General features: G+C 61.5%; 24 protein-coding genes. 9 read left to right on the top strand and 15 right to left on the bottom strand.

Annotated elements, in window-relative coordinates; all coding sequences use genetic code 11:
- Window positions 1-55 precede the first annotated feature (55 nt).
- From RBB29_RS07820 to RBB29_RS07835, 4 genes are all read right to left on the bottom strand, one after another.
- Window positions 56-907 (bottom strand): DUF533 domain-containing protein, encoded by an 852-nt coding sequence (locus tag RBB29_RS07820; RefSeq protein WP_306114013.1) that lies wholly within the window; start codon window positions 905-907, stop codon window positions 56-58.
- Between the two features lie 146 nt (window positions 908-1053).
- Window positions 1054-2475, bottom strand: coding sequence for a YdiU family protein (locus RBB29_RS07825; protein ID WP_306114014.1), 1422 nt, complete (start codon window positions 2473-2475; stop codon window positions 1054-1056).
- Window positions 2476-2481: 6 nt separating this feature from the next.
- Entirely contained in the window at window positions 2482-2928 is a 447-nt protein-coding gene (locus tag RBB29_RS07830) for a GNAT family N-acetyltransferase (protein ID WP_306114015.1), read from the bottom strand.
- Entirely contained in the window at window positions 2925-3866 is a 942-nt protein-coding gene (locus tag RBB29_RS07835) for a nucleoside hydrolase (RefSeq protein ID WP_306114016.1), read from the bottom strand. The genes RBB29_RS07830 and RBB29_RS07835 overlap by 4 nt, the downstream gene beginning before the upstream one ends.
- A 300-nt stretch (window positions 3867-4166) precedes the next feature.
- On the opposite strand from RBB29_RS07835, the gene RBB29_RS07840 reads away from it, so the two are divergent.
- Together RBB29_RS07840 and RBB29_RS07845 are read left to right on the top strand one after the other, a co-directional pair.
- A complete protein-coding gene (locus tag RBB29_RS07840; RefSeq protein ID WP_306114017.1) occupies window positions 4167-4844 on the top strand; it encodes a hypothetical protein in 678 nt (225 codons plus the stop codon).
- Window positions 4845-4907: 63 nt separating this feature from the next.
- The gene (locus RBB29_RS07845) at window positions 4908-5924 is read left to right on the top strand and encodes a D-cysteine desulfhydrase family protein (protein WP_306114018.1); all 1017 of its coding nucleotides are present in this window, start codon (window positions 4908-4910) and stop codon (window positions 5922-5924) included.
- 3 nt (window positions 5925-5927) lie between these two features.
- Here the strand turns inward: RBB29_RS07845 and RBB29_RS07850 are convergent, their stop codons facing one another.
- Complete coding sequence (locus tag RBB29_RS07850) at window positions 5928-6509, bottom strand: TIGR02281 family clan AA aspartic protease (RefSeq protein WP_306114019.1); 582 nt, start codon at window positions 6507-6509, stop codon at window positions 5928-5930.
- Window positions 6510-6569: 60 nt separating this feature from the next.
- On the bottom strand, window positions 6570-7187 hold the full coding sequence (locus RBB29_RS07855) for a MarC family protein (protein WP_306114020.1): 618 nt from the start codon (window positions 7185-7187) through the stop codon (window positions 6570-6572).
- A gap of 141 nt (window positions 7188-7328) precedes the next feature.
- Between RBB29_RS07855 and RBB29_RS07860 the strand changes: the two genes are divergently transcribed.
- The gene (locus RBB29_RS07860) at window positions 7329-8123 is read left to right on the top strand and encodes a phosphodiesterase (RefSeq protein WP_306114021.1); all 795 of its coding nucleotides are present in this window, start codon (window positions 7329-7331) and stop codon (window positions 8121-8123) included.
- On the opposite strand, the gene RBB29_RS07865 is transcribed toward RBB29_RS07860, so the two are convergent.
- From RBB29_RS07865 to RBB29_RS07875, 3 genes are read right to left on the bottom strand one after another with little or no spacing between them, the layout of a single operon-like run.
- On the bottom strand, window positions 8104-8637 hold the full coding sequence (locus RBB29_RS07865; RefSeq protein WP_306114022.1) for an OmpH family outer membrane protein: 534 nt from the start codon (window positions 8635-8637) through the stop codon (window positions 8104-8106). The two genes, RBB29_RS07860 and RBB29_RS07865, sit on opposite strands and share 20 nt — an antisense overlap.
- Before the next feature lie 55 nt (window positions 8638-8692).
- Window positions 8693-10546 (bottom strand): ABC-F family ATP-binding cassette domain-containing protein, encoded by a 1854-nt coding sequence (locus RBB29_RS07870; protein ID WP_306114023.1) that lies wholly within the window; start codon window positions 10544-10546, stop codon window positions 8693-8695.
- A gap of 53 nt (window positions 10547-10599) precedes the next feature.
- Window positions 10600-11334: a GGDEF domain-containing protein gene (locus RBB29_RS07875; RefSeq protein ID WP_306121120.1), complete on the bottom strand. Its 735-nt coding sequence runs from the start codon at window positions 11332-11334 to the stop codon at window positions 10600-10602.
- 241 nt (window positions 11335-11575) lie between these two features.
- Here RBB29_RS07875 and ndk point away from each other — a divergent pair, with 241 nt between their 5' ends.
- Window positions 11576-11998 (top strand): nucleoside-diphosphate kinase, encoded by a 423-nt coding sequence (gene ndk, locus RBB29_RS07880; protein ID WP_085800163.1) that lies wholly within the window; start codon window positions 11576-11578, stop codon window positions 11996-11998.
- Window positions 11999-12055: 57 nt separating this feature from the next.
- Here the strand turns inward: ndk and RBB29_RS07885 are convergent, their stop codons facing one another.
- From RBB29_RS07885 to RBB29_RS07910, 6 genes are all read right to left on the bottom strand, one after another.
- The gene (locus tag RBB29_RS07885) at window positions 12056-12454 is read right to left on the bottom strand and encodes a DUF4112 domain-containing protein (protein WP_306114025.1); all 399 of its coding nucleotides are present in this window, start codon (window positions 12452-12454) and stop codon (window positions 12056-12058) included.
- Window positions 12455-13030: 576 nt separating this feature from the next.
- Complete coding sequence (locus RBB29_RS07890; protein WP_306114026.1) at window positions 13031-14008, bottom strand: arginase family protein; 978 nt, start codon at window positions 14006-14008, stop codon at window positions 13031-13033.
- A 79-nt stretch (window positions 14009-14087) separates the two neighbouring features.
- Entirely contained in the window at window positions 14088-15677 is a 1590-nt protein-coding gene (locus RBB29_RS07895) for a proline/glycine betaine ABC transporter permease (protein WP_306114027.1), read from the bottom strand.
- Entirely contained in the window at window positions 15670-16707 is a 1038-nt protein-coding gene (locus RBB29_RS07900; RefSeq protein ID WP_306114028.1) for a glycine betaine/L-proline ABC transporter ATP-binding protein, read from the bottom strand. The genes RBB29_RS07895 and RBB29_RS07900 overlap by 8 nt, the downstream gene beginning before the upstream one ends.
- Before the next feature lie 79 nt (window positions 16708-16786).
- Window positions 16787-17737 (bottom strand): glycine betaine ABC transporter substrate-binding protein, encoded by a 951-nt coding sequence (locus RBB29_RS07905; RefSeq protein ID WP_306114029.1) that lies wholly within the window; start codon window positions 17735-17737, stop codon window positions 16787-16789.
- A gap of 367 nt (window positions 17738-18104) precedes the next feature.
- Complete coding sequence (locus RBB29_RS07910) at window positions 18105-18941, bottom strand: LysR family transcriptional regulator (protein ID WP_306114030.1); 837 nt, start codon at window positions 18939-18941, stop codon at window positions 18105-18107.
- A gap of 135 nt (window positions 18942-19076) precedes the next feature.
- On the opposite strand from RBB29_RS07910, the gene RBB29_RS07915 reads away from it, so the two are divergent.
- The 5 genes from RBB29_RS07915 to RBB29_RS07935 all read left to right on the top strand — a co-directional run bounded on the left by RBB29_RS07915 (window position 19077) and on the right by RBB29_RS07935 (window position 25048).
- Window positions 19077-20555 carry an aldehyde dehydrogenase gene (locus RBB29_RS07915; protein WP_306114031.1) on the top strand — a complete coding sequence of 493 codons (1479 nt, stop codon included), beginning with the start codon at window positions 19077-19079 and terminating at the stop codon, window positions 20553-20555.
- A 184-nt stretch (window positions 20556-20739) separates the two neighbouring features.
- Window positions 20740-21798 carry an LLM class flavin-dependent oxidoreductase gene (locus RBB29_RS07920; protein WP_306114032.1) on the top strand — a complete coding sequence of 353 codons (1059 nt, stop codon included), beginning with the start codon at window positions 20740-20742 and terminating at the stop codon, window positions 21796-21798.
- A complete protein-coding gene (locus RBB29_RS07925; RefSeq protein WP_306114033.1) occupies window positions 21788-22384 on the top strand; it encodes an amino acid synthesis family protein in 597 nt (198 codons plus the stop codon). Before RBB29_RS07920 ends, RBB29_RS07925 begins: the two co-directional genes overlap by 11 nt.
- Window positions 22385-23179: an alpha/beta fold hydrolase gene (locus tag RBB29_RS07930; RefSeq protein WP_306114034.1), complete on the top strand. Its 795-nt coding sequence runs from the start codon at window positions 22385-22387 to the stop codon at window positions 23177-23179.
- Window positions 23180-23359: 180 nt separating this feature from the next.
- Window positions 23360-25048, top strand: a complete 1689-nt coding sequence (locus RBB29_RS07935; RefSeq protein ID WP_306114035.1) for a thiamine pyrophosphate-binding protein — start codon at window positions 23360-23362, stop codon at window positions 25046-25048.
- Window positions 25049-25050 lie beyond the last annotated feature (2 nt).

The raw sequence follows: 25050 nt of genomic DNA on the forward strand, positions 1-25050 counted from the left end.
ACCAGACGTTTTCGGTGGCGCCGGGGTAGTTTGCGCCCCCACGGACGAAACGTGTTCAGGAGTAGATCCGTTGCGCGCCCATCTGGTCGTGGATGTGGTTCGCCATTTCCGGCGCGATCCCCATCGCGGTGGCCAATTGGTGCAGGTATTGCGCCTCGTTCTGGTTATCGAGGTCGATCCCCATCAGCGACATCGCATAGACCTGCTGTTCCAACCCGCGCGGGGTGTCATTGGCCAGGTCCTGCACGTCGATGCGCCGCTGCATTTCGCCTTGCACGAACTCACGCTCCTCCCGGGATACGTCGCCCAGGCGGTCCATCAACCTGGCCTGCTCGGCCTGGTCAATCTCGCCATCTGATTTCATCGCCTGGATCATCGCCCGCAGCATCAGCGCCGCGGCTGCTTCCTGATCCTGCGAGGGCTGAACCTCGGGTTCGTCCTGCCGGGCGATGGCCTGGTTGAGCAAATCACCAAACCCGCCTTGCGATCCGCCCTGTGCGGCCCCTGCGCCCAGCAAACCACCGAGCAGACCGCCAAGACCGCCACCGGACCCGCCGCCTTTTTGCGCCGCCCCCGCGAGCCCACCCAGAAGGTCGTTCAAGCCGCCGGACGCGCCACCGCGCGAAGACGTGCCACCGCCGAGCTGCTCCAGCAATCCGCCAAGACCACCGGCGGCGCCGCCCCGTTGGGCGCTGCCACCGCCACCGCCCAGAAGCCCGCCCAGCATCTCTTCAAGCCCGCCGCCGGCCTGCGCCTGCTTCTGCCGCTCGGGCGAATGCGCGCCGCCAAAAAGCCCCCCATCGCCCGCGGCTCCGCGCGTGCTGGCGCCCTTTTTCATCATGCTGCTTGCCCCCTTCGCAAGCGCCACGCCGATGGCCACCTTGGCCAGTGTCTTCATCATACTCATGGATGTCCTCCCAAAATCTCCTTGGCCAGACTGGCATATTTTTGGGCAAAGAGGTGAGGGGAATAGTTAATAATTCGCCTCATGGGTGGCATTGCGCCGAGCGTGAATGGGCCACTCGCCGATGAAAATCGCCCCCGTGCCGGGGATCAGGTGCCGCAAAACGTCTGCTGAACAACCTCCGATGGCTCCGGCGGGCGCCGAAGGTCATCGACATCAGCACCAGCGTCGAACGGGGAGGACAGGGCATCGACCAGCCGGTGGAATAGCGCGTAATCGCCGTCAACCGCGGCCTGGATCATCTGCTCGACCCGGTGGTTGCGGGGGATGATGGCCGGGTTTGCCGCCGCCATCACCGCATTGGGCGCGTCTTCGGCCTCCAGCCGCCGGCGCCAATCACCCTCCCAGGTGTCGAAACTCTCCGGGTTGGTGAACTGATCGCGGGCCTTGTCGCCGCTGAGCGCATTGAACGTGTTGGTGAAATCCGCGCGTTCCTGCGCCATCCGGGTCAACAGGTCGTTGATGAGCGTGGCATCGTCGCCGGTCGCCTGCGACAGACCGATTTTCCGGCCAAAGGCGCCTAGCCACTCGGCCTGGAACAAGTCCGGCATGGCGTGCACGGCCTCGGTAAACACCGCAATGGCCTTTTCGGTATCCGGCATCAGCGGTACCAGCGCCGTGGCCAGTTGTGCCATGTTCCACACGATCACATTCGCCTGGTTGTCATAGGCATACCGGCCATGGGCGTCGATCGAGCTGAACACCGTCTGCGGATGATAGGTGTCGATGAAGGCGCAGGGGCCATAGTCGATGGTTTCGCCCGAGATCGTGGTGTTGTCGGTATTCATCACCCCGTGAATGAAGCCCACGGACATCCACTGCGCCACCAGCCGGGCCTGCTTGTCGATCACCCGCCGCAGCAGGTCGGCGGGGTCGGTCACATCCGGGTAGTGGCGGTCAATGGTGTAGTCATAAAGGGCCCGCAGCGCCTCGGTATCGCGCCGGGCGGCAAAGTACTGGAATGTGCCGACGCGGATATGGCTGCTGGCCACACGGGTCAGGACGGCGCCGGGCAGGGCGCCCGTTTCGCGGTAAACCGGGGCGCCGGTGGCCACGGCGGCCAATGCGCGGCTGGTCGGGATGCCGAGCGCGTGCATCGCTTCGCTGACGACATATTCCCGCAACACAGGCCCCAACCAGGCGCGGCCGTCCCCGCTGCGCGACCAGGGCGTGGGGCCTGAGCCTTTGAGTTGAATGTCCCGCCGCGCGCCGGTCGCGTCGATCACCTCGCCCAGAAGGTTGGCGCGGCCATCGCCGAGCTGTGGGGAAAACCCGCCGAACTGATGCCCGGCATAGGCCAGCGCCAGCGGTTCTGCGCCGTCGGGCACCTGGCTGCCGGAGAAGACCTGCGCCACCTCGTCGGGGGTGCCGGGCGTCATGGTCAACGCCTCCGCCAGGTCGGTATTGAAACGGATCAGGTGCGGATCGGGTGCAGGGGACGGATCGAGGCGCGCAAAGAACTTCCCCGGCAAACGTACATAGCTGTTGTAAAAAGGAATATGGAGGGGCATGATTTCCTATATTTTCCGGGACATTAGCATGTAGTTCTCTTGTGGTTCGAACCGCAGTCGTTTGTAAAGCTGCAACGCGCGGGTGTTGTCATGGGCAACCTCAAGGTGCAACGCCTTGACGCCCGCAGCGCCCAGGGCCTTGGGGAGTTGCCGAAGCACTTCGGAGCCAATTCCGCGCCCGCGCACGCCGGGACGGATGAAAAACTCGTCCACAAGACCTTCCAAACCGCCAAATTCGATCGACCAGCCGAAGGTAATCACGATGTACCCGATGGGCGCGCGCCCCGGACCTATGAGGTAGATCGCACCATGGGGCGAGCCGTCAAGCAGCGGCTGGATCGCGGCACGGCGCGCGTCTTCGTCGAGGTTGACACCTTCTTCGGCGTGAAAGGCGGTGACAAGCGGCATGAGCCGGTCGAGGTCGTCCGGTTTGGCGAGGTTGAGAGCGGTCACAGGCGGGCCAGCCTTTCGGTCAGAAGGTCAAAAAAGCCATCGGCGTCCACGCTTCCCATGAAGGTTGCATTGGCCGGGCGGTCGGTGACGCGCCACCAGTCGGCGACCGTCATGCCGAGGGTCAGCTCGGAAGCGGTTTCGATCTCGACATTGATGTGCCGGCCCGAAAAGAGCTCGGGTCGGATGAGATAAGCGATCACGCAAGGATCATGCAGCGGCGCGCCGTCGGAGCCGTATTTCTCGCGGTCGTAACGTTCGAAGAAGTCGGTCATCTGCGCCACGGCGGTCCCGACCGGCGTCCCGAGGCCGCGAATGGCGTCGTTGCGCGCGCGGGTCACCAGGACCTGATGCGTGACGTCAAGCGGCATCACCACGATCGGCACACCGGCTGCAAAGACAATCCCGGCGGCTTCGGGATCGACATAGATGTTGAATTCTGCTGCCGGGGTGATGTTGCCGACCTGGAAGTAAGCGCCGCCCATGAGGACAATTTCCTGCACCTTTTCAATGATATCAGGGGCTTTTTTGAATGCTGTGGCTATGTTGGTCAGCGGCCCGATCGGGCAGAGCGTGACACTGCCCGCGGGATGGCTGCGCAGGGTTTCGATGAGGAAGTCAACGGCGTGACCCTCTGCCAGCGGCATGTGCGGGTCCGGCAGATCAGGGCCATCAAGGCCGGTGCGGCCATGGACATGTTCGGCCGTCACCAGTTTCCGCGCCAGGGGCGCATCGCAGCCAGCATAGACAAGAACATCAGTTTTGCCCGCCAACTCACAGATAATACGCGCATTTTTGGTCGTGTAACTTAGCGGCACATTGCCCGCGACGCAGGTGATGCCGAGAAGCTCAACCTCCTCCGGGCTGGCCAGCGCCAGCAGGATGGCCACGGCGTCGTCCTGGCCGGGGTCGGTGTCGATGATGATCTTGCGCGATGTCATTGAGGGCCTCAAACTCTTTCGCCGGACCATGGCCGGGCAAACATCAAATGTCCACATGGCGCCGCCCGAACGGCTGTTTTTTGCGGGCAGGGAGGACATGCGCGCCATTCCGTCGCCATTGGATCAAGGACAATGCTTCAGACTGGCCATTGCCGGGTGGACTTGGGTCCATTCCCGCAAACTCCCGACATTTGTTTTGTGCGCAGAAACAGTCCCCGTGCCCCACAGGAGAATTGTAACCCAATGGTAAACACCACGGGTCAAATGTTTCGAATTCAAGGGCTTATCAAACAGGCTTCCATGGCTTATCACCCCCTGATGTTTGTTACCGATTTGCCAACCCGTGTCCCCGTCCTGCGCACGCCGAGCTGGATTTTTGCCCTGCCGGCAATCTGCGCCTCGTTCCTCCTTGTCATTGCCTGTCTTCAACCCTGGATCACGTTGACCGAGGCGTTGCGTGATGTTCAGGCGGTCGTGTTCAAGATGGAAGACCGGAACACGATCCCCTTGGCTGGATTCCTGTCGAATTTCGGCATCATGGCCTGGGTGGCATCTTCCGCGGCGGCGGGTTTCGCCGCGACAATGGCTGCCACCAAGAGAACCTCGGTCATGCTGGGCGCTTTGGCTGTCCTGTCGCTCGTCCTGGCGGTCGATGATTTTTTCATCATACACGAACGGGTCGGCCCAATCTTGCTTGGCATCCCCGAAAAGCTGTTTTTCCTGACCTATGTCGCCGCGCTCCTCACGATTATCGTTGTCTTCTTTACCGAGATCCGCCGCATGGCCGGTGGCCTTCTCGTCGTGGCGACTGTGTTTTTCGTTGTGAGCCTGACGACCGATGTCTTTTACCTGCTGGACGGTGTGCCACACCGTATCCTCGAAGACGGTGCCAAGCTCTTCGGGATTGCGTATTGGTTGACGTTCTGCTGGCGCCTGTCCTGGGTTGCGCTGCACTGGGAAGGTGACGCGCCGACCTGAAACGATGTTTCAATTGATCCACGGATGCGGCAGTCTTGCGGGCGGTGAACCCGGGAGGCGGTAGTGCAAGCGGATATCTTCGACAGGCTGGCGGCGTTCCCGCGCGAGCAGTTTTTGACCGGCCCGACCCCGCTTGAGCATCTGCCGAGGTTGTCGGCACAACTGGGTGTGGAGCTCTGGATCAAACGCGATGACCTGACAGGGCTCGGCGGCGGGGGCAACAAGATCCGGCAGTTGGAGTTCTACCTTGGCGCCGCTCGAGACGCGGGTGCCGATACGATCCTCATCACCGGCGCGGTTCAGTCCAACTATGTCCGTGCCGCCGCCGCTGCAGCCGCGCGATGCGGCATGAAATCGGTTCTGCAGCTCGAAGACCGGGTGCCCGGAATGGGCGCGGCATACCAAAGTTCCGGCAACGTGTTTCTGGCGAAACTCCTCGGGGCGGAACATGTTTTTTATCCCGGAGGAGAGGATGAGGCCGGTGCCGACGCCGCGTTGAACGACCATGCCGCGCGCCTGCGGCAGGAGGGGCGGCACCCCTATGTCATCCCGTTGGGTTTGGGGAACAAACCGCTTGGTGCGCTCGGCTATGTGATCGCGGCCCAGGAGGTCATGGAAGAGACCAACATGTTCGACGCCATCGTCATCCCCTCCGGTAGTGGCGCAACCCATGGTGGGTTTCTGGCGGGGCTGCGCGCCCTTGGCGTCGGCACACCGGTTCACGGCATCTGCGTCCGTCGTGACCGGGCCGCGCAATTCGCGCGACTAAAGGAGATTTCCGACCGCTTGGCCGATCTGCTGGGGACGCGGCCCTGGCTCCGGGAGGCCGATATCCACACCCATGACAGCGCCCTTGCGCCCGGCTATGGGCTGGTGAGCGAAAAGGTCATGCGGGCGATCCGGATGATGGCGGAGGGCGAGGGGCTGTTCCTCGATCCGGTCTATAGCGGCAAGTGTTTCGCCGGGGTGATCGACCTGATCGAAAGCGGCGAGATTGCCCGTGGGTCCAAGGTACTCTTCGTGCATACCGGCGGAGTTCCGGCGCTCTTTGCCTATCAGGACGACTTGCGGCCCGGATAGGGTCTAACGGGTCAGGACCAGCCGCCCCTCCGCAATCTGGATGCTTGAATACCGCTGCAGATAGCTCATCCCGAGAAGCGATTGGTCAAGCGCGCCCTCATTGACCACCGCCAGGACGCCGGTGTCGCGGATCGGGCCGATCTCGACACTGTCAAGGCGAACCGGTGCGGTGCGCACCTCGCCATTGGCGGTGAAGGCGCGTCCGACATAGGCGAGATCGTCGGGGTCCAGGCCGGCCCTGCGCGCGTCATCCTGGTTGAGAACGATGTCGGTGGCGCCGGTATCGACCACGAAGGTGATGGCCTCGCCGTTGACATCCGCGGTCAGGTAATAGTGGCCATCGACATGGCGCGGCAGTTCGATCCGGTCGCCATCGGCAGCGATCTTCTGACTGAATTGGCCCACCGGCTGAATATCGTCCCAAAGGCCATAGGCGGCGATGACACCGATGAAAAGCAGACCCCAGATCAGCGCCTGCTGCACAACGGTGCCAAGCTTTTCGCGGTTCTGGGCCACGAACCAGAAGACCACAGCCAGTCCCAGGACAATCAGGTAAATCAGATGTGCGGTTTCGAAATCTTGCATGGGCCTCCCCGGGGCGTCGTCACGGATCACATATAGGGGCAGGGCGGGCTTTGCGAAAGATCAGCCGCCAAAACCGAAGCCCTTGATCCCGTCCAGCACGAATTGCACCGCCAGTGCCGCAAGCAGCATGCCAAGCACGCGGGTGAGCACGATGATGCCGGTCTTGCCCAGAAGGCGCTCGAAGAAGGAGGCGGAGAGGAAGCAGAGATAAACCAGCAGGATCACGCTCAGCATCACGCCGATCACCACACCGAGGCCCGCCCAACCGGGTTGCTGACCCGCCAGCAGGATGACCGAGGTGATGGCCCCGGGGCCGGAAATCAGCGGAATGGCCAGAGGAAAGACCGATGGATCCTCGTGGTCGTCTTCCTCGGCGCGGTCTTCGCGGCGCTTGCTGCGGCGTTCGAACAGCATCTCAAGCGCGGTGAGGAACAGAAGAAGCCCCCCGGCGATGCGGAACGCATGCATCGAAATGCCGATGAACCCGAGCAGTTGTTCACCAAATGTCGCAAAGGCGATCAGCATGATCGCCCCGGTCAGGCAGGCCCGCAGGGCAATCACCCGGCGGCGCGCGCTATCCATGCCCTGGGTCAGGGCCAGGAACATGGGCGTCATGCCCGGCGGGTCCATGATCACGAAAAGCGTGACAAAGGCCGTGATGAGAAAGGCAGAATCCATAGAGGTGCCATGCTGTTGCGTTGCTCTCTTTCAACATGGATGGGGCGCTTTGCCAAGGACGAACTGCGTGGCTTGCCGCCACGGTTCAGGTGCCTAGACTGGCGCGCAAGACGCAGTGTGACGTAAAGGATGGCAGCCCCCATGAAACTGATCTGGCTTTCCGATTTGCATTTCGTGGCCGATGGCACGGTGCAGGGGCATGATCCGGTTGAGCGGGTTTCACGGGCGGTCGATTTTATCAACATGCACCACCCGGACGCGGCGTATTGCGTGATCTCGGGAGATCTGGTTGATCGTGCCACGAAGCGGGATTATGCGGCGGTTGCGTCACATTTGGGCCGTCTGGCGGTGCCCTGTCTGCCGATGGTTGGCAACCACGATGACCGCGCCCTTCTGCGTCGCGCCATGCCGCTTCCGGAAACCGTGATGGATGACTTCATTCAATACGCGGTAAGGACGGACGCGGCCCATCTCATCTGCCTCGATACGCTGACGCCGGGTGCTGATCACGGCTCGTTTTGCCAGGGGCGCCTGGATTGGCTGGCGCAACGGCTGAGCGCGGCCCCCGAGACACCTGCGATCATCGTCATGCACCATCCGCCGATGGCTCTTGGTCTGCCGATGCAGGATGCGGACAGGTTGAAAGACAGCGCGGCGCTTCTGGACCTGTTGGCGCTGCACCCGCAGGTCCGGCAGCTTTGCATCGGCCATGTGCATCGTCCGATCACCGGATCGGTGCGGGGCATTCCCTTTGCGACGTTACCCGCGGTTCTTTATCAGGCGCCGCCGCCAGTTCCGGCCTGGACCTGGGACAGTTTTGCTCCCGCGACCGAGGCGCCCGCCCTTGGGGTCGTGACCGTTCAGGGCGGGGAGGTGCAGATCCACAATTTGCAGTTCTGCGCGTATGCCGACGGCGTTACTTCAGCCGGTCAATGACCATATCGGTGATGTTGACGCGATCACCGACCATCAGCACGACACCGGGCTGCTGGTTCAGGATCAGGTCATAGCTGAACTCTTGCTGGATCGCCTCAAAGACCGGGTCGAATTGCGCCTGGATTTCCTTCAGACCTTCGGCGCGGATCTTCTGGGCTTCGCGCTGCTTGTCATCGCTGAAACGGCGAAGCTGCAGGGTCGCGTCCTCAAATTGCTTCTGCAGGTTGATGAGCTGTGCCTGATCCTCGCCATTTGTCGTGGCCTCGGTCACTCTCTCACGCATCTCCTGAATGGTTTTCTGCTGTTCGGCGATCTGCTCCTGCGCCTCGTTCTGGAAGGCCTGCAGCTTGTCGTTGAGCGCCGATCCCGCCGCCGAACGGGCGATGACCTGATCCATGTTCACGACGGCGATCTTGATCGGCTCTTCCTGCGCCATGGCCGGTTGCGCCAGCGGTGCAAGGGCCAGCAGGGACACGGCAAGCGCACTTGCCTGGAGAAAGGTGCGGGTCTTCATGGGAGCTCCTGTAAGGATGTGTGGCCCGAAGGCGGTTTCGGGCCAACCTAATGAGTTACATGCGGGATTCAACCTGTTCGAGCTTTTCCAGCGCCTTCATCCACAGGGTTTCGGCGCGATCCAGCCCATCCATGACCTCGCTGTATTTTTTCTGCCATTTCGTGGCCTCGACCACGTTGTCCTCGTCATACATCGCCGGGTCAGCGAGCTTGTCGGCGATCTTGTCGCGCATCTCGTTGAGCTTTTCGACGCGCTCTTCGCATTTGCGGACCTCCTGGCGGCGGGCCAGGAGCATATCGCGGGTGGGACGTTTGACAGGTTTTGTCTTGGCTTCCGATTTGGCGGGCTTGTCGCTGCCCAGAAGCAGTTGGCGATAGCTCTCCAGGTCGCCCTCATAGGGGCTTACCGCGCCGTCCTTGACCAGCCACAGACGATCCGCCACGAGGCTCAGTAGGTGCATGTCGTGGCTCACCAGGATCACCGCGCCGGAATACGCGGTCAGCGCCTCGACGAGCGCCTCGCGGCTTTCGATATCGAGGTGGTTCGTGGGCTCGTCGAGGATGAGCATATGCGGCGCGTCGATCGTGGCGATCATCAGGGAAAGCCGCGCCTTTTGCCCGCCCGAGAGCTTTCCGACCAGCGTGTCGGCCTGCTCTGCGCCGATGCCGAACCCGCCGAGGCGCGCGCGTAGCTTGGCCGGGGCCTCTTCGGGGCGGAGGCGGCGGATATGGTCGATGGGCGTTTCGTCCACATGTAGCTCATCCACCTGATGCTGGGCAAAATAGCCGACGCGGAGTTTTGACGATTGCGTCTTGCGCCCCTGCATCAACGGCAGGCGGTCCGACAGCAGCTTCGACAGCGTCGATTTGCCTTCGCCGTTGCGGCCCAGAAGGGCGATGCGGTCATCCTGGTCGATCCTGAGGTCCAGGCGCGACAGAACCGGTTTGTCGTCATAGCCCACAATGCCATTTTCCACCCGGATGATCGGCGGCGACAGCTCCTCGGGCTCGGGGAAGGTGAACCGTTTCAACGCCGCCTCTTGCGGGCGGGTGATCGGTTTCATCTTTTCCAGCGCCTTGATCCGGGACTGTGCCTGTTTCGCCTTGTCGGCCTTGTAGCGGAAGCGATCGACATAGGATTGCAGATGCGCGCGGCGGGCTTCTTGCTTCTTGGCCTCGGATTCCGCCGCGGCCAGACGGGCGGCCCGGGTCTGCGCGAAGGTGTCGTAATTGCCTTGGTAGAGGCTCAGTTTCCGGTCTTCGAGATGCAAGATCGACCCCACGGCGCGATTAAGCAATCCGCGGTCGTGGCTCACGATCAGAACCGTGTGCGGATACCGCGCGAGGTAGCTCTCCAGCCAGAGCGCGCCTTCGAGGTCGAGGTAGTTCGTCGGTTCATCGAGCAAAAGCAAGTCAGGCTGCGCAAAGAGAACCGCGGCAAGCGCCACGCGCATCCGCCAGCCGCCTGAAAAGTCACTACAAGGCTGCTTTTGCTCGGCATCGGTGAAACCCAGGCCCTTGAGGATTGACGCGGCGCGCGCTTCGGCGGACCAGGCGTCGATATCGGCGAGCCGTGTCTGGATCTCGGCAATACGGGCCGCGTCGCTGGCGGTGTCCGCCTCGACCAGAAGCGCCGCGCGTTCGGTATCGGCTGCGAGCACGGTGTCAATGAGCGACACGTCATTGCCCGGAACTTCCTGCGCGACGCCACCAATCCGCGCGCGGGCGGGCAGGGTGATCTCACCCGTCTCAAGCGCCAACTCGCCCCGGATCAAGCGAAAGAGCGTGGTCTTGCCCGTGCCGTTCCTACCCACGATGCCGACCTTGTGCCCGTCGGGGATCGTGGCCGTGGCATGCTCGATCAGGGGGCGGCCCGCGACTGCATAGGATATGTCATTGATGCGCAACATGCCCGGCTCTTAGCAGAGGCTTCGGCGGGGGACCAGCGCCCGAAATCGTTGATTTACGCGGCGTCCCGTGCCAGGGCCGCAGAGGTCGGGCAAAAGACCAGCCTGGCGCGGCCTTGCGCCTTGGCCGCGTAAAGCGCGTCATCCGCGTGTTTGAGCAAATCGCCGATATCCTGGCCGGTTACGGATTCCACTGCGCCAATCGAGGCGCTGATCGTCAGAACCTCATCACTTTCTTCGACCGCCATTTTCAACCCACCGCAGAGGCGCCCGGCGATTTTCTCGGCCTCTTCGGGGCCAGCGTCGATGAGATAGGCGGCAAATTCCTCCCCACCAATGCGCCCCAGCAGGTCCGTGCTGCGGACCGAGGCGCGCAATTCCTCGGCAAAACTGCGAAGCACGGCATCGCCCGCCGCATGGCCATAGGTGTCGTTGATCCGTTTGAAGTGATCGATGTCGATCATCAGGACAATGCCGTCGGTCTGAACGCTGGCCTGTTCCAGAAAAGCGCGGCGATTGGGCAGACCGGTCAGCAGGTCCGTCGCGGCCAGTCGTGCCAGCTTGCGCTGCAACTGATCGAGATGGCTGATGAGTTTCATCGCAACAAGAATGAAAGGTGCGGCAATCAGGATGGTCAGGATCGTATGATCCAGTAGTGTATCATCCAGCTCCCCCATCATGAGGAATTCGACACCTGCGCCAAGGACCGACGCGGCAAGACCCCAGATCAACACGCCAAGCGGCCAGTCGATCATCCGTTGCGGTGCAATAAAGGTGATGATGCGCTGCAATGCCCAAATCCACGTCTGTTTCCCGCGTCGAAACTACGCAAGGGCATCCCAAGGCCTCGTAAACGCGGCCCGGCAAAAAACCTAAAATATGAGCTTAATCATCGCCGGTTTGTCGTGATTTCGTGCGGCAAGAATCTCCCAAATCGCGGGTTTTCAAGCGCGTTTGCCCATGGTATCGGGGCCGCAATCCTGAGGGGCGGGCAAAGGGCCGGCCCGGACTTTAACGGAAGAAGAGACTGACATGGCTGTCGAACGTACATTGAGCATCATCAAACCCGACGCAACCAAGCGTAACCTGACCGGCAAGATCAACGCCAAGTTCGAGGACGCGGGCCTGCGGATCGTGGCGCAAAAGCGCATCCACCTGACCCCGGCGCAAGCGGGCGTGTTCTATGCCGTGCATGCCGAGCGTCCGTTCTATGGCGAGCTTTGTGAATTCATGGCCTCCGAGCCGGTTGTGGTTCAGGTCCTCGAAGGTGAAGGCGCGATTGCCAAGAACCGCGAAGTCATGGGCGCGACCAACCCCGCCGATGCGGCCCCCGGCACCATCCGCGCCGAATTCGCGGAATCGGTCGGCGAAAACTCGGTCCACGGATCGGATGCGCCGGAAACCGCCGCGGTGGAAATCGCGTATTTCTTCTCGGGTCTGGAACTGGTCGGCTAAGCCATCACGGAATATTGTGACAAGGGGCGGCGCATCGCGGATGTGGCCGCCCTTTTTTCAGGTGTTGATATGCGCCGGGCCGACCTCCTGTGCGCGAGCCGCGCGTTTGCGCAGGTTGGTCTCCAAGAGCCGCATGTTTCGGATGTTGGCGTTATAGGCGATATCGAAAAGATCACCGATCAGGGGGACAGAGCCGATCACAAGGTCGATCACAAGGTTCCCCAGCATAACGATCAAGGCACCGGGCGTGGCACCAAGCTGACGTGCTTTCCACACGAGCCAGAGTGCCGGGGCCAGGGCGGCGGCGTCGCCGATTACAGGGATAAAGCCCAGGAGGTTGTCGATACCGACTGTCAGCCGCGTGCCGGGGATGCGAAACAGCGCATCCAGCCGTCGGGCCATCGTCTTCAGCTTTTCGAGTTCCGTATCGAGGTCTTGTTGAAATGCCTCTTTCATAATGTATACATAGGTATACGAAATGGGCTTTTCAATAATCCGGCCTCGGGAAACCAGCAAAAGAATTCGACTTGAGTGAAAAAACTCAGTGAAGATAACGTATTGCCAACGTTACTTCATCTTGTCCAACCAATAAGGTTTAAGGTTGGTCAGCGCGAACACATGCGCCGTCACTCGTCCAAAACAACCGGTGTCAGCAATCAGATGCTGGCGAAATCCGTAAAGGTCATCGGTTTCGGTTTGGGTCTATGTGCGCCCGGGGGCGGTTGAATCGCCATGCTGGCGGGTTTCACGTCATCCTTGACGGGCGGTGTGGGAGGTGTGGCTGTTGCCATAGCTCTGCTCCAATTTTCCAGGGGCAGCTATTCAGCCAGATTGGGCTGAACAGAGCCCATTACTAAGTACATTCGCAGACAGTGACTTAAGAATGCGCCAATAGTGCGTTCGAAACCAGACAAGTTTTATTACATATTTGCAATTCGTCACGTATTTGACGCAATGCGATCCGGCGCTTGATAGCCTGCGCCCGTTTGCTCTCACCGGCACTCGGGCGCGCAATGAAGTTTCATGTGACGGTTATTTGGCGCAATTTTCGGCAATCATCGAGATCATCTCGAACATCACGGCCGCTGCGGTCAAGGCTGTGATATTATTGGGGGAATCCTTGGTTGGCATCATGCAAACGACGTCGCCCCCGACGATGTTGAGACCCCGTGCGGCGCGCAGGATGCCGACCGCCTCGTCGATATCGAAACCCTTCTCACCGGGTTCGAGGTTTGACACAGCGGGGGCCACCGTCGGGTCCAGACAATCTAAATCAAATGTGATGTAAACCGGCTTGTCGCCCAGCACTTCGCGGGTCTGAGCAACCACATCTTCCAGCCCACGCTGCCGGAATTCGGCCATTGTGACGATATTGTAACCGTAATCGTAGCTGGGTTGCAGCCAATCGAGGCTCCGGGGATGACCGCGCAGGCCGATCTGCATCGAACGGCTTGGATCGACCTTACCTTGATCGGCGAGGTAGGCGCCCCAATGTGCCGCAGATTTCTTGGCGCCGAGGAAATGGTCGACCTTGGTGAAAACATCCGTATGGGCATCGAGATGCAGGAAGCTGACCGGCTCGTCCCCCGCGATCTTGCCGCAGCCCAATGCCTGCACGATCCCGCCGGTGATCGAATGATCCCCGCCGATGGACACCGGACGTGCGCCGGCGGCGTCGATATCGGTGTAGAAATCGGTGATCTGCTGGATGCAGTCTTCATTGTCGTTGGCGCGGGGGAAGGGAACATCGCCCACATCCGCGATCTTGCAGCTTTGCCATGGGTCGATTTCAAAGACCGAATGTACGCGGCGCTGCACGGCTGAGACGTGGCGCAGGGCGCGGGGACCCAGGTGCTGATCCCGTTCGGTGGTGCCGTTACCCGTCGAATGAGGCACGCCGACAAGGGCGATGTCCTGCCCGTCGGCCGGTTCGTTGGGGCAACGGAACATGGTGGGGATGCCCCACCAATAGAGGTTGTCCATCATCGACTTCTGGTACGGATCGGTCATGACCACGGCCCTTCCAATTGAGTTTTTCAAGGAGTCTAAGAGGAGGCGGACCCGGCACAATGCCGGATCCGTCAGTTCGTCAGTCCTTTTGGTCTTCGCGGCGGAAGGCGCCCTGGACAATGCGGTCCATGACCATGGCGAGGAAGAGAATGGCGAAACCGCCGAGCAGGCCGGGTCCCTTGGCCGCGTATTGCAGCGCCTCGAGGATTTCCTTGCCCAATCCCCCGCCACCGATGAGCGAGATGATGACCACCATGGAAAGGCACATCAGGATCGTCTGGTTCACCCCGGTCATGATTGACGGCAAGGCCAACGGGATCTCCACGTCCTTAAGGAGCTGCCATTTGGAGGCGCCAAAGGCCACGGCGGCTTCCTTGATGCTCTCCGGGACGCCGCGCATACCGAGTGCGGTCAGACGAATGACCGGCGGCATGCCAAAGATGATCGTGGCCAGAATGCCCGGCGGATTGCCGGTGCCGAAAAACGCGATGATCGGGATGAGGTAGACGAAGGCGGGCAGGGTCTGCATCAGGTCCAGCACCGGCTCGGCCGCCTTGTAGGCACGGCGGGATTTGCCGAACCAGATCCCCAAGGGGATGCCGATGACCACGCAGAGGATCACCGACGCGCCCACGAGGGCCACGGTTTCCATTGCGACTTCCCAGTAGCCCAAAAGCGCCGTGTAGGCCATCGCGGCGCAGGTAAAGATCGCGACGCGCGGGCCGGCGGCGCGCCAGGCGGTGACCGCAATGACCAGCATGACCACGGGCCAGGGCGAGCCGTTGAGCGCCACCGTCAGCGTATCGAGCACCACGCGGACGCCATAGACGATGCCATCGAAGAAATCGCCCCCGGCGGCGGCGGCGGCATCAATCCGCGCTTCCATCCAATTGGCCAGCCGCGAGAAGAGCGTGCCGTTGCCTTCGCCAAGGAAGAGTGCCGATGCCCCTTCCTCGGGGAATTCGTCCAGCAATGCCATCGACGAGTTGACGGTGAACTTGTAGACGATGAGCGGTCCGATGGCGGCGGCCAGAATTGCGCCCATCACGGTATTGCTCTGTGATCGGCCGCTTTCGGTATTCGCCGGGTCGATCCGCCAGTTGGAGTACTGCTTTTCGTAGACACGGTCAGCGTAGAGACCCTGCACCAGCTTGAAGATCAGCAGGAGCAGAAACCCTGTCATCATGATCCCGAAGGCTTCGGCCTGCGCCGCTTCGGCCTGGACCATGCTTTTGTCGGCCGCTGCCTGGATATTGTTGGCAAGTTTGGTGAAACGGTCGACATCGGCCTGTTCGGTGGCTGCCGCGGCCTTGTCGAGCAACTCCTGCGCGCGGGCCGATTGGCGTGCGGCGCGTTCGGACATGTCGGCCCCGGGATTGCCCCACCAGCCGCGCCCGATCTGCACCCAGGCGATGACTTCGAGAATGAGGAACGTCCAGAACATGCCCCAGATGGCGCGGCTCGCGGCCCAGAGTGGCCCCAGCACGGCGGCCCACAGGTTGAACGTGTTGGGCAGGAAGCCCGTGGCATCGTGGATCTTGTGAAAGGCGCCGATGTAATAGTCGCCATTCACTTCGGCAAATTCCCGGATGGAATTGTCGAGCGCGTCGCGATCTACCTCGATATCCGAGGCGGCGGTGACTTTGAGTTCGGTGGCGGTATCAGTCATCTTTACCCCCCTGAATGCCACGCAGCAGGCGCGGTTTGGTGACAATGCCCACATCCGTGCCGCCATCGGTGATGACGACGGGTTGCTCGGTGGTGACGGCGAGGTCGATCAGTTGATCGAGGTCGGCGCCATGGTCGGCGCGCGGCGCCCCGTCGAGCGATCCGGTGGCCTTTTCCAGCGGTTCCATGATGGAATGCGCCTTGACCAGCTTGAGTTTGGAAATGCCCTGCACGAACTCGCGGACATATTCATCCGCGGGGTTCATCACGATATCCTCGGGCGTCCCGATCTGGACGATCACCCCGTCCTTCATGATCGCGATGCGGTGGCCGATGCGGATCGCCTCATCAAGGTCGTGGGTAATGAAGAGCGTGGTTTTCTTGAGCTGCGCCACCAGCGCCTTGAACTGGTCCTGCAATTGAAGCCGGATGAGCGGGTCGAGCGCCGAGAAGGGTTCGTCCATCAAGAGGATTTCAGGGTCCGAGGCCAGCGCGCGGGCGATACCGACCCGTTGCTGCATGCCGCCCGAGAGTTCCTTGGGAAGGCGGTCTTCGTAGCCGGTCAGGTCCACGAGGCCAAGCGCATGGTCGGACACCGCCCAGCGTTTCGATTTGGAAACTTTCCGGATTTCAAGAGGATAGGCGACGTTATCGCGCACCGAGCGGTGCGGCATCAGTGCCATGTGCTGAAAGACCATGCCGATCTGCTGGGCGCGGATGCGGCGCAGTTCGTTTTCGGAAATGGCCGACACGTCTTGACCCATGATCTCGATCTTGCCCGCCGTCGGTTCGATCAGCCGATTGACGTGACGCACCAGCGTGGATTTGCCAGAGCCCGACAGGCCCATGATGCAGAAAATTTCGCCCCGAGGCACATCGAACGTGGCCCCCTGAACGCCAACGACGCATTGAAAGCGTTCCAATACTTCGGGCTTGCCGATCCCCTCGGATTTGACGGCGGCCATGGCCTCGTCTGCGCGGGCGCCGAAGATTTTCCAGACATCCGTCAGCTTGACGACTGTTTCGCTCATATCTCTCCCCTCGATATGAGACAGGCCGCCGGGGGATGCCCTGCGGCCTGTCATAGAAGTCAGTGCCTTGTGGCGAAGATCACTCGGACATCCAGCCCAGGACGGCGTCTTCGTTCTCGGCAACCCAGGCTTCGGCATAGGCAAGCGGTTCCTGCTTGTCGATCACCAGCGCGTAGGTCATGGCCGACACCGTGTCCGTGTCAAACTTCACATTCGACAGCATCTTGGCGACGTCCGGGTGCGATTCTTCGAGCGACTTGGCATAGTGCACGTGCAGATAAGCCAGGTCCCAGGCCACGCCGGCATCGGAAATCTCGAGCCAGTTCGGATCGTCGGTGGGCTGCGTCACGTTCCACTTGGCCGCGTCATAGGCCGGCTCTTCGAGGATCTGCATGTCATGCAGCGCGAAGACATAGTGCGGCGTGTAGCAGAAGCCCGCCCAGGGATCGCCCGCCTTGATGGCGTTGTCGAGATTGGCATAGGCCACGGTCTCGTCGATCTCGGTCAGTTCCATGGTCTCGGCGTAACCATAAGACTTAGCGCGGATTTTCTCGACATTGGTCGAGGCCCAGCCGGGCGCACCGATCCACAACTCACCGGTGCCGTCGCCATTGCTGTCGAACAGCGCGGCAATGTCGGGGTCGGTCAGCTGGTCGATCGAGGTGATGCCGTGGGCGTCAGCGGTGGCCTGATCGACGCACATGCCCTGGAACGCTTCGACACCGTTGGGGTTCATCGAGACGCTGGCTTTCTCCTTCACATAGGTGTCATGCAGGTTCTGCTGGTTCGGCATCCATACCTCGGGGTGCACATGCATCGCACCGCTGTCCATCGCCTCGAAGACGATCGGGTTGGTGCCGTTCTGCAACTCGACCTCAAGGCCCATATTCTGTTCGATGGCCACCTTCAGGATATGCGCGGTGGCGTTGACCGACGGCCAGTTGGGCACACCGATGACGATATCGGCGGCCATCGCAGGCGCGGCCATTGCCATCATCGTGCTGCCCATCAGGGCGGTAAACTTGTTCATCATGTATCTCCTCATACGTTGGACATCTGCGTGGCGCAGACAGTTTCGACCCGCTTCTAGGCGGAATCCGGTTGTTGGTTTCGTGAACGTTTTATTTTTCTCCCTAGTGCCGCGTTGCGGCGGGCAGATGTACCCCTGCCTGACGAAATAGGATCACAAGCAGGGCGCCCATGGCAAGTCTTTCAGCAGGTCAAATCTTTGTATAGTGAAATTTTTTTTATCAATAATGCGGGTTTTTCGAATTGTTGCAGGCGAGTTTCAGGCTTTCCGAACATATGCGCGCGAAAGTGGACCAGTGGCGCGGGCGTTGTTGTTCAAGATGAACAGCGCATGAAAAACCGCACCGAAGCGCCCCCTTTGCCGCGGGTCAGCCGGCCAATTGATCGACGAGAGGCCGGAACCAGTGCCAGTTCTGCGCAGCGGTGTCGTTCACGATCAGGTGTTTCTTGCGCAGGTAAATCGGCGCCTCGGTCAATTCGTGAAGTGTACCCTGCGCGACAAGAGGTGCGGCCAGAGCGCGGGGCAGGTAGGCCGATCCACCCCGGGACAGCAAATGTTCCAGGGCCCATCTTGCGCTGTCGAAACTGACCCGCGCTGTACCGGCGTCGTGATAGGTTTCGCCATGGGCACGGCGGTAATCCTCGCCATGATCGACGAAGATGTATTTGGGGTCGGCCTTTATCGGTGTGTCGGATCGGTCGGAATAGAGCACAAGCTCCTCCGGTGGAAGCGGATGCACGGTCTGCTGGCCGCGCGCGCCGGAATCGTAGGTGAGGATCACGTCGACGAGGCCCGTTGCAAGCCATTCTTCGAGATCACGGGCGCTGCCCTGGTGAACCGATACCGCCATCTCCGGGTGGCCCGAGGTGACACCGTCGAAAAAGGCCTTGCCCGGCCCGTGCCAGAGCCCCGGATCGCAGCCGAAGGTGCAGACAGAACTTAACCCCGCGGGCAGGCCGGTTTCGAACTTCGCCTGACGCCAGAGGCCCGTCATGATCCGCGCATACCGCAAGAGCTTGGTCCCGGCGGGGGTGAGCGTCGTGCCGGATTTCTGCCGGTTCAGCAGGATCTGCCCCAGCTCATCCTCCAGTGTCTTGAGGCGGGCGGTGACCGTGGATTGGGTGACGTTCATCTTCTGTGATGCCCGCACGAGGCTGCCGGTTTCGACGATGGCAAGGAAGGTCTGGAGGGAGGTGATGTTCATGGCGAGACTCATAATTCGAAATTTCCGCATTTATGACGCAAAAAATTTCGTTTTCAAGAAGTGTAAATCTCTGGCAGTCTGAGTTGAACAGGAATTGGGTGCGTCTCAGGCGCGCTGCGCGAAAGATAAGCGGACATGACACAAACCTATCAGATGCTGATCGACGGTGCCTGGGTGGATGCCAGTGACGGCGGCACCTTCACCACGTCGAACCCGGCCACGGGTCAGATTTGGGCGACTGTCCCCGAAGCCACCGCCGAAGATGTCGATCGGGCGGTCCGTGCGGCGCATCGCGCCTGTTACGACGGGCCGTGGGCGCAGATGACGGCGACCCAGCGGGGTCATTGCCTGCGCCGCCTTGCGGACCTCTTGGCGGAAAAGTCGGAGTATTTCGGCGAGGTCGAGACCCGCGACACCGGCAAGATACTCAAGGAAACCCGCTGGCAGTCAAAATACATCGCCGAGTTCCTACATTTCTACGCGGGAGCCGCCGACAAGGTGCATGGCGAGACGCTGCCGATCGACAAACCCGACATGTTCGTTTTCACCGACCGCGAGCCTTTGGGCGTGATCGCCGCCGTTGTGCCGTGGAACAGCCAGATGTTCCTGACCGCCGTCAAGATCGGACCGGCGCTGGCGGCGGGCAATACCGTGGTGCTCAAGACCTCGGAATTTGCCCCTGCGGTGATCCTCGAATTCGGCAGGCTTTTTGCCGAGGCCGGTATCCCCGACGGTGTGATCAATATCGTGACCGGCCACGCGGACCCTTGCGGCAAGGTGCTGACCTCGCACCCGCTGGTCGCGCGGATTTCTTTCACCGGCGGGCCGGTGGCAGCGAAGCATATCCTGCGGAACTCGACCAATAATTTCGCCGAGGTCTCATTGGAGTTGGGCGGCAAATCTCCATTCATTGTCTTTGATGACGCCGATGTCGAAAGTGCCGTGAACGGGTCGGTGTCGGGCATCTTTGCGGCGTCGGGGCAGTCCTGCGTCGCCGGTTCCCGGCTGATCGTGCACGAAGACATCGCCGATGACTTCCTCGCCCGGATGGTCGAGATCGCCAAGAATGCAAAGATCGGTGATCCGATGCTGGACGAGACGGAAATGGGCCCGCTTTGTACCTACGGCCAGCTTGGAAACATCGAGCGGCAGGTGGCCAAGGCCATTGAACAGGGGGGCAAGGTGCTCTGCGGTGGCAAACGCGCGACCGGGCAGGGCAGTGATATGTTCTATGAGCCGACGATCGTCGATTGCCCTGGGCCGCATCTTGAGATCGTCGATAACGAGCTTTTTGGCCCAGTCTTGAGCGTGCTGCGCTTCAGGACCGAGGAGGAGGCGTTGCAACTTGCAAATGACACCGAGCATGGGCTGGCCGCAGGGATCTTCACCCGCGACAGCGCCCGCGCTTTGCGGATGAGCCGCGCCGTGCGTGCCGGGATCGTCTGGGTCAATACCTACCGCGCCGTGTCGCCAATTGCCGAGTTCGGCGGCATGAAAAATTCGGGCTATGGCCGCGAAAGCGGTTTCCAGGCGATGTATGACTATACGCGCCCCAAAACGGTGTGGATGAATACCTCGTCCGAGCCATTGGGCAGCCAATTCGTGGCGCGGTGACCGGAGGCGTGTTGATGCAGTTGTACGAAGTTCGACGAAGAGATGTGGAAGCCGACCGCGGGTGGTGCGGAACGCGCCGCCCATGGGGGCGGTCGGCGCGTGGCCGGTCTGGCGACCGGCATAATTGAATATGGCGTGGTTTCGAGCCCTTGAGTTCGGGACGAAGATGAAAAGGAGATCGACGATGAAGTTTCAACTGGCGATCAATCTAGAGCGGATGGATGACGGCACGGATATCAAGGCCGTGCGCGATCATACGCTGGAGATGGTCAAGATGGCCGATGCGGCAGGGTTCGAAATTGCCTGGGCCGCCGAGCACCACGCGCTTGAGATGACTATTGCCCCCAACCCGTTCCAGATCCTGACCTGGTGGGGGGAGCATACGGAAAACATCCGCCTTGGCGTCGGCGTGGTGAACGCGGCCTATTGGCATCCGATCAACCTCGCCGGAGAGGCCGCGTTTCTGGACCTGACCAGCGGCGGGCGTCTGGAGTTCGGCATCGGGTCGGGTGCGTATCAGCGCGAGTTTGACCGGATGAAACCCGGCCTCGATCAGAAGGATAGCTGGCGCTACATGCAAGAGATGCTGCCGGTGGTGCAGAAGCTCTGGCAGGGCGATTATGCCCATGACGGCGAGTTCTGGCATTTCCCCACCGCCACATCCTGCCCCAAACCGGTACAGGAGGAGGTGCCAATCTGGGTCGCCGCCCGTGCGCCGATCACGTTTGACTATGCGGTCGAACATGGCTGCAACATCCTGAGCTGGCCGCTGACCATGCCGTTTTCCGAGGCCGAGACCTATCGCGCGCGTCTGGATGACGCGATTGCCAAGCACGGCGGGGAGTACAATGGCACCTGGGCGGTGATGCGGCACACGGCGGTTTATGACAACGAAGGCGACCGCGCGAATGCCATGTCCTCGATCCGCAATGTGCTGGGACAGTTCGGCAACCTGATGATGCAACGCGGCGAGGTCCGCAATGGCTTCCCGGACCGGGTCCCGCTGGACGAACTTGACGGCAATGCCCGGGTTGATCCCGAGATGCTCGAGGAGAACCTCATGTTCGGCTCGCCCGACGAGGTGATCGCCAAGCTCAAGAAATACGAAGGGATTGGCGTCGACGCTTTCCTCTACTATGCCTCGATGGGGATGGACATGGCGCAGCAGAAACGCTCGCTCCAGCTTTTCATCGACAAGGTGATGCCCGCATTTGCAGAAAAGGAGCTGGCCCATGCCGGTTGAAATCCGCCGCACCCTGACCTTGGTGCAGACGACCTTCAAGGAAGGCTGGAAAGAGGTGGCCGAGCCCACCAAGCTGGTCACAGCGATGGCGATCATCCGCAACCCGTGGTTCGGGCAGGGCCATGTGGAGGATCTGACCCCCGAGATCAAGGAACACGGGCCCGTTCTGGGCAAACTCTTGACCGACATGATCCTCAAGGAGACCGGCGGCACGGTCGAAGGCTACGGTAAAGCCTCGGTCGTGGGCATGGGCGGCGAGGTCGAACACGCGCAGGCGCTGACCCATACGCTCTGGTTCGGCAACCAGTATCGCGATGCGGTGAATGCGAAATCCTACCTGGTCTTTTCCAACACCCGCGGCGCGGCGGGGACGTCGCTGATGATCCCGCTGATGGACAAGGATGATGGCGGGCGGCGCTCGCATTACCAAACGATCCACACCAGCGTGCCGGATGCGCCCGCCGAAGACGAGATGATCGTGGCGCTTGGCGCGTCGCTGGGTGGGCATCCGAACCATCGGATCGGGGACCGCTACAAGGATCTCGAAGAGATGGGTCGCGACGTTGACAATCCGGCGGGGGTCTAGATGGCTGTAAGTCGCGCGGGTACGGCCTATGATCTGTCTGGACCCGAGGGCGCGCCGGTTGTGGCGATGATCCACGGGCTGGGGCTGACACGGGATGCCACGTATCGGGAGATGATCCCGATGCTGGCCGATCGTTTCCGGGTGCTGAGCTATGACCTCTGCGGTCATGGGCAAAGCGCCTTGCCCGTGGACGAACCCAGCCTGACGGTTCTGTCAGAACAGCTAATCGCGTTGATGGATGAGCTGGGTATCGACAAGGCCGCTTTGGTGGGGTTTTCGCTGGGAGGTATGATCAACCGGCGGGTGGCGATGGATCATCCGGACCGGGTTTCGGCGCTTTGCATCCTCAACTCACCGCATGAGCGCGGCGACGCGCAGCAAAAGCTGGTCGAGGAGCGCGCGCGCGATACCTCTGCGGGCGGCCCGGGGGCGACAATTGATGCGACGCTGGCGCGGTGGTTTACGCCCGCCTTTTGCGAGGCCCGCAAGGACGTGCTGGACGAGGTGCGGGATGTGGTCATGGCCAACCATCACGAGAACTACGCAAAACATCGCTTCGTGCTGGCGGCGGGGGTGGTGGAACTCATTCGGCCTGAGCCGCCGATCACACATCCGACGCTGGTGATCACCTGTGAAAACGACAGCGGCCAGCCCCCGGCCATGAGCCATGCGATTGGTTCGGAGATTGTCGGGTCCGAGGTGATCATCCTGCCGGAGTTGCAGCATATGGGGCTGGTCGAGCGCCCTGAGCTTTTTGCAGAACCGGTGAAGGAATTCCTGGGCCGGGTGTTTTGATGCGGGGAGAACCGCGCCCGACCCTGGCTGGGCGCAGGAAACCTCAGGTCGATGCGGTGCAACGAAATATGCTCAAAAATCGCCGGGTGCGTAATATCACCAATGCGCCCTCCCATGGGGAGGGTCGGGCGCGGTTCGGTCCTGCGAACCGAACAACAGACAATGAACGGGGTCTTTCACATGAAAAAAATGACAGGCGGTCAGGCAGCGGTCGAGGCGATCCGGGCGGAGGGCACATCCCATGTCTTCGGCCTGATCGGGTCGGCCACGATGGAGATGTTCGACGCGCTTTATGACGCGGATGACATCAAGTTCATCGGCGTGCATGACGAGCGTACCGGCACGCACATGGCCGACGGGTTCGCCCGGATGAGCGGGCAGGCGGGAGTGATCCTGGCTGGGCAGAACGGGCCGGGGGTGACGAACCTCGTGACGGGCCTCGCGCAGGCCAAGGCAGCCTATTCGCCAGTGGTCAGCATCGGTGGCGCGCTGGCCAGCGGGCACCGTTACCGCGATGCGTTCCAGGAGGTCGATCAGGACGCGCTATTCAAGCCGATCACCAAGAAGACCTGGACCGCAACTGCTGCGGACCGCGTGCCGGAGATGTTGCGCGAGGCCTACCGCGAGGCGCTGGCGCCGCGTCGTGGCCCGGTGCAGTTGAACCTGCCGCGCGATGTGCTGGCGGCTGAGGCGGAGTTCGACACGTTCCAGACACCGGCGCAGTACCGCCCCTTTGCGGCACCCGGTGGCGCGCCTGAGGCGGTCGAGGCGGCGGCGAAATTGCTGGCCAGTGCTAATCAGCCGGTCATCATCGCCGGGGGCGGCATTAAGAACAGCGGCGGGGCCGAGGAGTGCCTGCGGCTGGCGGAGGCGCTGAATTGCCCGGTCGTGACCTCGCCCGGCCATGGCGATGCGATCCCCTTTGGCCATCCGCTGAATGCGGGCCAGATGGGACCACGGGGCAACGTCGTGGCTTCTCGTCTGGTGAAAGAGGCCGACGTGATCCTCGGCCTTGGCACCCGGATCGGGTTCAACGCCACTTTCTACAGCTATGATAACATTAACAAAGGTGCCAAGATCATCCATGTGGAGATGGAACCCACGGCCATTGGCCGATATTTCCCGGCCGAGATCGGGATCATGGGCGACGCGCCCACCGTGGCCCGGCAATTGCGCGACGCATTGAGCCGGATCAACACCCGCGGCGCGGCGGATGCCTGGGCCATCGGGTTCCAGGCCGAGCGCGAGGCTTACCTGGCGAAACGCGATGCGGAGGCGCAGGTCGATGCCATGCCCATTCACCCCTCGGGCCTGTTCAAAACGCTCCGCGACGTGATGCCCAAGGACGCGGCGGTCACGATGGACGCGGGCACGCTCTGTCTGCAAGCCACGGATGCGTTGAACTACTGGACGCCGAAATCGCTTTTCACGCCGCTCGACTTCGGGTTGGTTGGCTTTTCCTTTGCCTGCGGGCTGGGGCTGAAACTGGCGGCACCTGATCGGCCCATCATCTCGCTCATGGGCGATGGCGGGTTCGGCATGACCGTCTCGGAGCTTTCCACGGCGGTTGATTACGGCATCAACACCGTGACCGTTGTGATGAACAACCGCTGCTGGGGCGCGGAGAAGGCCTATCAACGTGACTTCTTTGGCGAGCGGTATATCGGCGCGGACATCTCAAGCCCGCCCTTCGACAAGCTGGCGGAACTTTATGGCGCCAAGGGTTACAAGGCCGAAACGCTGGATGAGATGGCGCAGGCCATTGAGGCGGCGCTTGATTGCGGGAAACCGGCCGTGGTTGACGTGAGCGTCGATCCGGCAGCACTCTATTCTTTCCGGAGGGACAGCTTCAAACATCGGGGAGGATAGGT

The organism is Roseovarius sp. MMSF_3359 (assembly GCF_030733385.1).
In the GTDB taxonomy this organism is placed as follows: domain Bacteria; phylum Pseudomonadota; class Alphaproteobacteria; order Rhodobacterales; family Rhodobacteraceae; genus Roseovarius.

What these genes read in the sequence shown, in the direction of transcription:
- RBB29_RS07820 (WP_306114013.1), bottom strand. Translation starts at nt 907, where the DNA reads ATGAGTATGATGAAGACACTGGCCAAGGTGGCCATCGGCGTGGCGCTT.
- RBB29_RS07825 (WP_306114014.1), bottom strand. Translation starts at nt 2,475, where the DNA reads ATGCCCCTCCATATTCCTTTTTACAACAGCTATGTACGTTTGCCGGGG.
- RBB29_RS07835 (WP_306114016.1), bottom strand. Translation starts at nt 3,866, where the DNA reads ATGACATCGCGCAAGATCATCATCGACACCGACCCCGGCCAGGACGAC.
- RBB29_RS07840 (WP_306114017.1), top strand. Translation starts at nt 4,167, where the DNA reads ATGGCTTATCACCCCCTGATGTTTGTTACCGATTTGCCAACCCGTGTC.
- RBB29_RS07850 (WP_306114019.1), bottom strand. Translation starts at nt 6,509, where the DNA reads ATGCAAGATTTCGAAACCGCACATCTGATTTACCTGATTGTCCTGGGA.
- RBB29_RS07855 (WP_306114020.1), bottom strand. Translation starts at nt 7,187, where the DNA reads ATGGATTCTGCCTTTCTCATCACGGCCTTTGTCACGCTTTTCGTGATC.
- RBB29_RS07860 (WP_306114021.1), top strand. Translation starts at nt 7,329, where the DNA reads ATGAAACTGATCTGGCTTTCCGATTTGCATTTCGTGGCCGATGGCACG.
- RBB29_RS07865 (WP_306114022.1), bottom strand. Translation starts at nt 8,637, where the DNA reads ATGAAGACCCGCACCTTTCTCCAGGCAAGTGCGCTTGCCGTGTCCCTG.
- RBB29_RS07870 (WP_306114023.1), bottom strand. Translation starts at nt 10,546, where the DNA reads ATGTTGCGCATCAATGACATATCCTATGCAGTCGCGGGCCGCCCCCTG.
- ndk (WP_085800163.1), top strand. Translation starts at nt 11,576, where the DNA reads ATGGCTGTCGAACGTACATTGAGCATCATCAAACCCGACGCAACCAAG.
- RBB29_RS07885 (WP_306114025.1), bottom strand. Translation starts at nt 12,454, where the DNA reads ATGAAAGAGGCATTTCAACAAGACCTCGATACGGAACTCGAAAAGCTG.
- RBB29_RS07890 (WP_306114026.1), bottom strand. Translation starts at nt 14,008, where the DNA reads ATGACCGATCCGTACCAGAAGTCGATGATGGACAACCTCTATTGGTGG.
- RBB29_RS07895 (WP_306114027.1), bottom strand. Translation starts at nt 15,677, where the DNA reads ATGACTGATACCGCCACCGAACTCAAAGTCACCGCCGCCTCGGATATC.
- RBB29_RS07900 (WP_306114028.1), bottom strand. Translation starts at nt 16,707, where the DNA reads ATGAGCGAAACAGTCGTCAAGCTGACGGATGTCTGGAAAATCTTCGGC.
- RBB29_RS07905 (WP_306114029.1), bottom strand. Translation starts at nt 17,737, where the DNA reads ATGAACAAGTTTACCGCCCTGATGGGCAGCACGATGATGGCAATGGCC.
- RBB29_RS07910 (WP_306114030.1), bottom strand. Translation starts at nt 18,941, where the DNA reads ATGAACATCACCTCCCTCCAGACCTTCCTTGCCATCGTCGAAACCGGC.
- RBB29_RS07915 (WP_306114031.1), top strand. Translation starts at nt 19,077, where the DNA reads ATGACACAAACCTATCAGATGCTGATCGACGGTGCCTGGGTGGATGCC.
- RBB29_RS07920 (WP_306114032.1), top strand. Translation starts at nt 20,740, where the DNA reads ATGAAGTTTCAACTGGCGATCAATCTAGAGCGGATGGATGACGGCACG.
- RBB29_RS07925 (WP_306114033.1), top strand. Translation starts at nt 21,788, where the DNA reads ATGCCGGTTGAAATCCGCCGCACCCTGACCTTGGTGCAGACGACCTTC.
- RBB29_RS07930 (WP_306114034.1), top strand. Translation starts at nt 22,385, where the DNA reads ATGGCTGTAAGTCGCGCGGGTACGGCCTATGATCTGTCTGGACCCGAG.
- RBB29_RS07935 (WP_306114035.1), top strand. Translation starts at nt 23,360, where the DNA reads ATGAAAAAAATGACAGGCGGTCAGGCAGCGGTCGAGGCGATCCGGGCG.